Raw genomic sequence first — 9,332 nt, 5'->3', positions numbered from 1 at the left:
GGCTGGACGATGCCGCCACGCCCGATGCCAGCACCGCGCCGGCCACGGCGGCTCCCAAGCCCGCGCGTGGGCCGCTGGCGGAACTGGCGGCGTATCTCGCCTACCCCGGCGCGCCCGGCGAAGACCCCGACGCCATCGCCGCGCAGGCGCGCCGCGATGCCTATCCGGACATGCCGGTGCTGGATGGCCTGCGCGAGATCTGGTCCGGCCTGAGCGCCGACCGTCAGGTGCGCCAGTCGCAGGAGCAGGTGCACAAGAACGCCGGCCCGCTCAATTCCAACCAGCTGGTGCACCGCGCCCTGTCGTTGATGCGCGAGCTGTCGCCGGGCTATCTGCAGCAGTTCGTGACCTACACCGAGACGCTGGCCTGGATGGAACAAGTGATCGCGGCCACGCCCCCCGCCAAGGAAGCGCCCAGCGCGGCGCCCACCAAGAAGCGGGGCCGCGCCAAGAGCCGTTGATACGCGGTGCTTGCCGCGGCCACCCAGGCCGCGGGCCCCACGCAAGCGCCCCGGCTGCTCGCGCTCAGAAGCGCAGCGTCAGGGTCAGCGCCCCCTGGGTGGCGCGCAGGCCCTGGCCGCCCTGCCGCCGCGTCAGACTCGCCGAGACGCCAAGGCGCTCGGTCAATTGGCCTTCCACGCCCGCCTTCAATTCGGCCACGTTCCTGTTGCCCAGGATCGTGGCGCCGACGCCGTCCAGCATCACGCCGTATTGTTTGGACGCATGCAGCCAATTCGCTTCCAGGAAGGTCTCGAACGTGCCCGCTTTGCCAGGCCCCCGCGACCGATGGCCACTGCTGATCGACAACCGCGCGCCCAGGCGCGTCTGCACGTTGTTGGCGCCCATGCCTTGCACGCGCGTGCCGGTGCGCTCGGTGTGATCGGCGGCTTTCACGCCGGACCACAGCACCTGCACCTGCGGCTGGAAGCGGAAGCGGTTTTCCATGCCACCGTCCGTTGTGAATGAACCGGCTTCCAGCAGCAGACCCGACTCCAGGGACGCGGTGACACCCTGGCTTTGGTACGTCTCCTTGGCCAACCCATCGCCCTTGACCGTATTGTCGAACCGGTTGTAGAGCGCCCAGCCGTCCACGTACAGGCCGCGATGCGTCAGCGCGTCTTGATACCAGGTGCCGTACAGGCCGGCGCTGTAGCCCTCCACCGCGCCGCGCGACTGATAGCCCGAGAGGCGGCTGCGGGTCTTGCTGTGCTGATTGCCATAGCCGGCCATGACGCCCAGGCGCCAACCGTCCTTGCCCGTGAACGTGCCGCCTGCGATGGCGCTGCCCATTTGCAGCACGCTACGGTCGGCCGAGAACTGATTCTGCCCATCCGACATGTTCCCATGGCTGCGCCCGGCGGCCGTTCTAGCCCACGCGTGCCGGCGCGCCCCCGTCACGGGATCGACCGCTTCGCCACTTTCACGGTCGCTCAGACTCGTGTTGAACAACACGCTCGCGGCAGCGAGGTTGCTGGCATAGCTGCCGATTTCGGGGCGGAAGACACGGACCGCGTTGGCATTGCCCTCGGAATTGCCCCCTGGCGGCGTATCGGCGGGGCCATCGGGAAGGTCGGCCTTGTCATCGACCGGAGGATCAGCGGGTTCGGCCGTGTCCGCGCCAGGCGGGGGATCGGCGGGGTCCGCGCCATCGTCAACCGGGGGAACCTCCGGATCCTGGGCACCGCCATCGACCTGGGGAACCTCGGGATCCTGCGCGCCATCGTCAACCGGGGGGAGCTCCGGATTCTGCGCACCATCGTCGCTCGGGGGCTCCTCGGGAACCTGCGCGCCATCGTCGGCCGGGGGAAGTTCCGGGACCTGTGCGTCATCCTCGCTCGGAGGAACCTCGGGGATCTGCGCGCCGTCGTCGGCCGGAGGAACTTCGGGGTTCTCCGTGGGAGGTTCGGGATTCTCCGTGGGAGGTTCGGGCGTCATGTCCAGGCTGGTCAGATACCAACTGTTCGGGCTATTTCCGGAAGCCGATCCCTTTCTCAGGAAATAATCGTAGGCGCCGGCCGCGATGCGGCCGCGTTGCACGAAGGCGTCTTCGGTGGACCCGGCCGTGCGGATCAGTTCGATCCCTTCCACCGTTTGCGCGCCGGCGCCGCCCTCGTTGGCGACGGTGACGTACGTGGTGCCGCTCGCCGCGCCGCCGATGATCAGCTTGTCCGTGACGCTGTCATCGCCGCCCAGCACCGCGCCGAACGAAACGGTGCCGCCATCCCCCACCCAATCGCCAGCCTGGGTATAGACCTGCCCCGCGCAATCGGCACATGTATTGAGCACCAGCATGCCGCTGTGCTTCATGTTTCCGGCGACCGTCAAGCCGGCCATCGATACGGGCGCGCCCAGGTCGTTGAACAGGATGACGCCGCTGTTATCCAGTTGCGAGATGATCTGGCTGTAGCCGCCCAGATTCAGGCTGGCGTCGCGCGCGATCATCACGCCCGCGGTTCGCGCGAATGCGTTGACCACGCCGGTTTTCAGCGTGCCGGCCTCGATCCGGGTGGCGCCGGAATAGGTATTCGCGCCGCCCAGGGTCAGCGTATTGGTGCCATTCTTGACCAGGGCCCCCGTGCCGGAGACCAGCCTTCCATATGTCACGTCATCGCCGCGCTCAAACGCCAGGATGCCATGATTGACGATGTCGCCGGCCAGGGAACCGGTATTGCCGCCGTCGCCAATGCGCAGCGTGCCGGCTTCGACGGTTGTCAGGCCGGTGTAGCTGCTGTTGCCGGTCAGGGTCAGCGTGCCGGTACCCTTGTTGGTGACCGCGCCGCTGCCTGAAATGACGCCCGCGTAGCTCACCGCGTCGCCACGCTCGAAGACCAGCGCAGCGTCGTTGGCAATGTCGCCCGCCACGGCCCCGGTCGTGCCGCCGTCGCCCACGCGCAGCGTGCCGGCTTCGATGAAGGTCCGGCCCGTGTAGACATTGTTGCCGGTCAGGGTGAGCGTGCCGGCGCCGCGCTTGGTGACCGAGCCCTCGCCAGCAATGACACCCGCGTGCGCTGCCGCGTCGCCGCGGTCGAACACCAGCGTGGCATGGTTGAGGATATCGCCCGTGACGGAGCCGCTGACGCCGCCGTCGCCGATACGCAGCGTGCCGGCGGCGATCGTGGTGCCGCCGGTGTAAGTGCCAGCGCCCGTCAGCGTCAGCGTGCCCGAACCCTGCTTGGTCAGGCTCCGGCCATCCCAGCCCGTGGCGCCATTGGCGGCCATGTCATGCAAGTCGGCGCCGACGGTGTCCGCCACGCCCGGATCGAGCGTGAACGTGCCATGCGCCTGGCCGCTCTCGTCCAGCCAGCTCAGGTCATAGGTGGCCAGATAGCGCATCAGGTCCTCGGACTTGCTGGCGGCCAGGGTCAGGTAATCGACCTTTCTTTCGTAGCCGTCGAAGATCACCCGCGCAAAGTCGCCCTCGATGCCGCCGTCTGTTTCGAACAACGACACGCTGCGCCGGATCTGGTCGGCGATGCCGGACACCAGGAGAGTGACGTCGGCGCCGAGGGTCACCTTGCCCGCGGTCAGGCTGACGGCGGACGCCGGGTTGCGCAGCGCGTCGCGCAGCATCAGCGCCGAGCCGTCCCGCAGGGATGCCGTTCCGGCCAGATTCACCGCGACGGGCGTATGAATGTCCAGCGTCGCCCCGCTGGCCACGGTCATGCCGCCGCCCAGCGTGTTGGCCGCGGCGGACGCGCCGTCGCCGAATTTCAGGGTTCCGGCGGTGACCCTGGTGTCGCCGCCATACGTATTGGCACCCGTCAGGGTCAGGACCTCGGCGCCGTTCTTGACGAGCGCCCCCGTGCCGGACATGGCGCTGGAGTAGGTCACCGCGTCGCTGCGATCGAAGATCACCGTCGCGGCGCTGGCGATATCGCCGGTCACGAACCCGGTCGTGCCGCCGTTACCGATGCGCAGCGTGCCGCCTTCGAGCGTGGTCAGGCCGGTATAGGTGTTGTTGCCCGTCAGGGTCAGCGTGTTGGTCCCCTTCTTGGTAACCGTGCCCTCGCCGGAAATGGCGCCCGCGTAGGTCACCGCGCCGCTGCGGTCGTAGACCAGCTCGGCATGGTTGACGATATCGCCTCGTACCGCGCCGGTCGCGCCGCCGTCACCGATGCGCAGCGTGCCGGCGTTGATCGTCGTCACGCCCGTGTAGGTGTTGCCTCCGGTCAGGGTGAGGACATTGTCGCCGTCCTTGGCGACCCTGCCCCCGCCGGAGATGACGCCCGCGTAGGTCACTGGATCGCTGCGATCGAAGGCCAGCGCGGCGTTGTTGAGGATATTGCCCGCGATGGAGCCGGTGACGCCGCCGTCGCCCAGCCGCAGCGTGCCAGCGACCAGGGCGGTCCTGCCGGTGTAGGTATGGTCGCCAGTCAGGGTCAACGTGCCATCCCCGCGGGGGCTGGCGTTCACGGTATAGCCCTTGTAGACCTCCCCCGTGCCGGAAATCACGCCTTCATACGTCGCATCATCGCTGCGCACGAAGAACAGCTTGCCGCCATCGTTGACAATATTGCCCGCCACGGAACCGGAGGTGCCGTTGTAGCCCACGAACAGCGTGCTGTCGGGGTTGCTGATGCGCGTGCCGCCGGTGTAGGTGTTGTCGCCGGTCAGGATCAGCATGCCGTTCGTGAGCGTGACCGAACCCGAACCCGAAATCACGTTGTCGTAGGTGTCCCGCCAGGTGCGGCCGTGGTCGAAATGCAGCGCGGCGTCACCGGACAACAGGACCGGACCGGCCACGGAACCGGTGAGGCCGCCGTCGCCCAGGCGCAGCACGCCCCCTTCGACGAGGGTCTGGCCCGAGTGGGTGTTCTCGCCGGTCAGGGTCAGCGTGTTGGTCCCTCGCTTGGTGACCGTGCCCACGCCGGAAATGATGCCCGCGTAGGATGCCGCATCGGCGCGGTCGAAGACCAGCGCGGCGCTGTTGAGGATATTGCCCGCCAGGGAACCGGTGGCGCCGCCATCACCGATCCGCAGCGTGCCGGCGATGATGGTGGTTCTGCCGGTGTAGGTGTGATCGCCGGTCAGCGTCAGCGTGCCGGCCCCATACTGCACCCCGTCATCGAAGGTATAGCCCTTGAAAACGCTGCCCGTGCCGGAAATCACGCCGTCATAGGTGACGTCGTCGCCGCGGGCGAAGAACAACTGGCCGCCATCGTTGAAGATATCGCCCGCCACCGAACCGGTTGCGCCGCCGTCGCCGATCCGCAGCGTGCTGCCCAGGATCCTGGTGCCGCCGCTATAGGTATTCGCGCCGGTCAAGGTCAGCGTACCGCTGCCGGCCTGCGTCACGACGCCGTCGCCGGAGATGACGCCCGGGTACGTCAGCCCATTGCCGCGGTCGAAAACCACCTCGCCGCGATTGACGATGTCGCCATTCACCGAGCCGGTGCCGCCGCCATAACCCACGCGCAGCGTGCCTGCTTCGACGGTGGTCAGGCCAAAATAGCTGTTGTCGCCGCTCAGGATCAAGGTGCCCGCCCCGCGCTTGGTCAGGCTGTTGCCATCCCAGTCTCCGTTGGCTCGCATCCGCCTCAAGGTCGCGCCGACGTCGAATTCCTCGTCCGCGCCGAGCAGGAACGTGCCGTGCGCCCTGGCCGGCGTATCGAACCAGGAGAGTTGGTAACTCGCCAGGTAGCTTCTGCCGTCGTCGGATTTGCGGGTGCGCAGCGTCAGGAAATCCGTGATACGCACGCCGGGGGCCGCGGCGTCACCGTCGTCGGCCTTGCCCCCAATGAAGATGCGGGCGAAATCGCCCTCGATCACGCCGTCGGTGGCGCTGAACAGCGCGGTGTCGGTCGCGCTGGCGGCCGCGACGCCGGACAGATTGAAGGTGACCCCATTGCCGATAGTCACGGCCTTGACCCGCCAGCTTTCCGGCGGCTCGCCTTCCGCTGCGCGCGCCGTTGTGATGGACAGGGACGCGCCGTCGTTCAGGACGGCGGCCCCGGCCATGTCGACCGTTGCCGGCGTATGGATGGCCAGCGTGGCTCCGCCAGCCACGGTGATGCCGCCGCCCAGCGTATTGGCGGCGCCGAGGGCCCCGCCGAATTCCAGCGTGCCGGCGCCGACCGTGGTGTCGCCGTCGTAGGTATTGGCGCCGGCCAGATTCACCGCGTCGGCGCCGATCTTGCTGACCGCCCCGGGGCCGGAAATGACGCCCGTGTACGTCAGCGCGTTGCCGCGGTCAAAGACCAATGTGCCGGCATTGGCGATATCGCCGGCCAGCGATCCGGTCGCGCCGCCGTTGCCGATGCGCAGCGCGCCGCCCTCGATCGTGGTCGGGCCGGTATAGGTGTTGTCGCCGGTCAGGATCAGCGTGTTGGTGCCCTTCTTGATCATCGCCCCCTCGCCGGAGATGACGCCGGCGTAGGTCGCCGTGTCGCCGCGATCGAAGACCAGCGTGGCCTGGTTGGCGATATCGCCCGCCACCACGCCGGTCGTGCCGCCACCGCCGATACGCAGCGTGCCGGCGTCGACGGAGGTCAGGCCGGTGTAGGTGTTGTTGCCGGTCAGGGTCAACGTGCCGGCGCCTTGCTTGGTGACGGTGCCCACGCCGGATATGACCCCCGCGTGGAGCAGTTCATTGCCGCGATCGAAGACCAGCGCGGCATTGTTGCGGATGTTTCCTGTGACGGAACCGGTCAGGCCGCCGTCGCCGATCCGAAGCGTGCCGTCCGCAACCGTGGTGCCGCCGGTGTAGGTGCTGTCGCCCGTCAGCGTCAGCGCGCCCGTTCCCCGCTTGGTCAGGCTCCTGCCGTCCCAGCCGCTGGCGCCATTGGCGGCCATGTCATGCAGGTCGGCGCCAATGGTGTCAGACAGGTCGGCACCGATGGTGAACGTGCCATGGGACCGGCCGCCGGTGTCCAGCCAGGTCAGGTCATAGTCCGCCAGATAACGCGTCTGGTCCTCGGACTTCCTGGTGGTCAAGGTCAGGTAATCGACCCGTCTTTCATATCCGTCCGACATCAGCCGGGCGAAGTCGCCTTCGATGCCGCCGGCCGCGCTGAACAGCGGCGCGTCGCGCACGATCCGATGAGCGATGCCGGACAGCGAGAGCGTGACGTCCTGGCCGAGGAACACCTTGCCGGCGCTGAAGCTGGCGGCGGGCGTCTCTCTTTGCAGCGCGCCGCGCAGGACCAAGGCCGAACCGTCATGCAGCGTGACATTTCCATCCAGCCCGAGGGGATTGCCCGCGAATCCGACTTCGGCCCCCGTCCCGACGTCCAGGCCGCCGGTTACCCGGACGGATTGGTCGCCGCTGTTGAGAATGGACAATTTTGGCGGAGTGAGCGTCTTGTCGTCATGCGACAGTACGATATCGCCTTCGATGCCGCCGCCAGGCTCGAGCTTGACTTGCCTGGCGCCGCCGGTCAGGCGGATGGCGACCCCGTCGGTGCTGTCTTCCGCCATCGGGACATCGGCCGGTGCCCCCTCTTCCTCGGGGCCGGCGGCCAGCACATCCGGAACCGCTCCGGCGAACGCCAGGACGGCACACAGCGCGGCGGTCGTCGCGTGCAGGCGGAACGGAGTACACGCGGCATGACCGGGCATGCCGGTCAATGCGGCCGAGTCCGCCCCCGTTTCCGTCGCGCCCGCAGCCGATTTTTGTGTTCCGCGCTTGTTTTTGTTCAAGATGCGGCGGGACGAGGGCCCCTTTCGAAATAGGGTCATGACTACTACCTGTACGTGCGCCGGCCGCCGCGGTCCACGGCGGCTGGCGCGATTCTTCCGGGAATGAAAAACGGACGCGGTGCCGACGGGCAGGCGCCTCAAGAATTCTAGGTAGGGGGAGAGGGGTAAAACGAGGGAGCGGCCAGGACTTATTTATACGTTTGGCGGAACCGCCAACGTATCTGCGCGGCGCACACGCCACGAAGCGGCCGACCGCCGCGAGGGCCGACCGCTGCACGCGATTATAGAGACTGGCGCGGACGCCGGCCGGGACGGGCGCCCGGCCGCCGCCTCACGCGCCGCACGCCTCCCGCGGCAACCACGCGCCATGAAAACCCGCCGGAATCCTGCGCGGCAGGCGCACCGTGGCCACCGGTCCGGCGCCGATGTCGCGCCCATCCAGCACCACCACGTCGCTGCGGTCGCCCTCCTGCCGGTAGACACACACCAGCACCCAACCGTCATCCTCGTCCCGCGCGCCGGGGCGCGGCACGAACACCGGTTCGCTGTTCTGGTCGCCCGGCGGCACCGAATACCCCTGTCGCGCGCCCGTCTCCAGGTCATAGCGCAGCACCCCGCGCATCTCGCGATTATTGGGCTGATGCACCGCATAGGCGTAGCGGTAGGCGTGGCCGGCGCGGCTTTCGTTGATGCGTGGCAATTCGATGCCGGCATCATCGAGCGCGTGTTCGCTGACGCGGCCGCCGGCCAGGTCGATCACGTAGCGCCACAGCACGCCCAGCGGGTTTTCCTCGAACGCGGCGCCGTCGCGCGCCAGCCGCAGGTAATGCGGATAGCGCACCACATCCAGCACCAGCGTGGCGTCATCGACCTCATGGGCGTTGACCACGTGCTGGATGAAACACGGCGCCACCTCGAACCAGCGCACCGGCCCGCCGTGGCGTGGGATCACGCCCAGGCGCGATTGGCGCTCGTCGTGCCAGCGCAGCGGCATGCGGTGGCCGCGCGACAGCATCGAGAAGTCGTAGGCCACGTTCAGGTCGAGCAGGATGCTGTGGCGGGCGGTGATGGCCATGTCGTGCATCATCGACGGCCCCGGCACCTCGATCAGCTGGTCCAGCAGCGGTTGGCCGTCGGCGCCCGTCACGCCGTAGCGCAGCCAGGGGCGCTCCCAATGGGCGCGAAAGCTCATCAGCTCGCCTGTGGCGGGATCGATCTTGGGATGCGCGGTCATGCCGCCGGCCAGGCCGGGATGGCGACGGCTGGCGCCCAGGAAGTCCAGCCCCGCCGTCATCGCCAGCGGCGCGCCGCCTTCGGCCAGCGCCAGGGTCTCGCCGGCATGGCGCAGCACGTTGACGTTGGGATTGGTGTCGGGCAGGTCGGCGGCCAGCGTCGGCGCGTATTCGCGCGCCCACAGGCGGGTGCGGGCCCAGCGGTTGCGGTAGCCGGTGGCGCGGCCGTCGCGGAAAAAGATGGCGTGCAGCATCGCCGGTTGCGGCCACCAGGACAGCACGTCGTTGCCCTCGAAGCGGCCGCGCAGGGGGTTGGGACCGTTGCGCACCAGCGCGCCGTCCAGTTCGGGCGGCAGCGCGCCTTCCACGGGCAGGTCGGTCAGGTCGGTTTCATCGGCAAGCGGCGCGGTGGCGCCGGTGTTCAGGTCGAATAGGGTCATGCCTTGCATCCTTCGGGTGAGA

The 9,332-nt window shown here is 68.3% G+C and carries 3 protein-coding genes; 1 reads left to right on the top strand and 2 read right to left on the bottom strand.

From position 1 onward, the window contains the following. Positions 1 to 461: DUF2894 domain-containing protein (locus AruCF_RS29880; protein WP_254431195.1), on the top strand; the 461-nt coding region annotated here is incomplete at its 5' end. Positions 462 to 525: 64 nt separating this feature from the next. Here the strand turns inward: AruCF_RS29880 and AruCF_RS12070 are convergent. Both AruCF_RS12070 and AruCF_RS12065 read right to left on the bottom strand, forming a co-directional pair. Continuing rightward, positions 526 to 7,677 carry an autotransporter-associated beta strand repeat-containing protein gene (locus AruCF_RS12070; protein WP_083036742.1) on the bottom strand — a complete coding sequence of 2,384 codons (7,152 nt, stop codon included), beginning with the start codon at positions 7,675 to 7,677 and terminating at the stop codon, positions 526 to 528. Between the two features lie 292 nt (positions 7,678 to 7,969). After that, positions 7,970 to 9,310: a carotenoid oxygenase family protein gene (locus AruCF_RS12065; protein ID WP_063568875.1), complete on the bottom strand. Its 1,341-nt coding sequence runs from the start codon at positions 9,308 to 9,310 to the stop codon at positions 7,970 to 7,972. Between the last annotated feature and the right edge of the window lie 22 nt (positions 9,311 to 9,332).

Source organism: Achromobacter ruhlandii, assembly GCF_002082135.1.
Lineage (GTDB): Bacteria > Pseudomonadota > Gammaproteobacteria > Burkholderiales > Burkholderiaceae_B > Achromobacter > Achromobacter ruhlandii.
This window is presented reverse-complemented; position numbering and strand designations above follow the sequence as displayed.